General features: G+C 79.9%; 1 pseudogene. It reads left to right on the top strand.

The window, feature by feature from the left end:
* Positions 1-12: 12 nt before the first annotated feature.
* Positions 13-527 (top strand): annotated as a pseudogene (locus tag GPJ59_RS36880) (MFS transporter); the annotation flags it as partial.

The following is a 527-nucleotide window of genomic DNA, read 5'->3' as shown; positions in this document are numbered from 1 at the left end:
ACCCGGTGCGGCGTGCGCATTCACCAGCTCGGCGTGCCCTGGTGGCTCGACACCCCCGCTGTCCAGCCCCAGGGCGGGCGGGCCTCCGGGCTTTTCAGGCCCGCCTCCACCCTCCCCGCCGGGGCCCTGGCGCCCGTCGTGCCCCGCGCCGGCGGCGGGTGCGCGCACCGCTCGGTGCTGCGGACCGCCGCCGCCGTGGCCGGAGCGGCCGCGGCCGCCCTCGCCCTGTGGGCGCAGGGCAGTGGCCTGCCGGTGGCCGCCGTGTACGCGGCCGCCCTCGCCCTGGCCACCTGCCAGGCCTTCTTCGACCCGTGCCTGACCACGTCGGTGCCCGAACTCGTCGACGACGCCGACATCGAGACCGCCACCGGCTTCGAGCTGTCCACCCAGTCCCTGGCCGGCCTGGGCGGGGCCCTGCTCGGTGCGCTGGCCGTCGACCGGGCCGGGGTGGCCGGGCTGGCCGCCGGCTGCGCCGCCGCCTACCTGGGCGCCGCCCTGCTCGTCGCGACCGCGCGGTTCCGCCCGGC

Source organism: Streptomyces bambusae, from assembly GCF_019400985.1.
GTDB lineage: Bacteria > Actinomycetota > Actinomycetes > Streptomycetales > Streptomycetaceae > Streptomyces > Streptomyces bambusae_A.
This window is presented reverse-complemented; position numbering and strand designations above follow the sequence as displayed.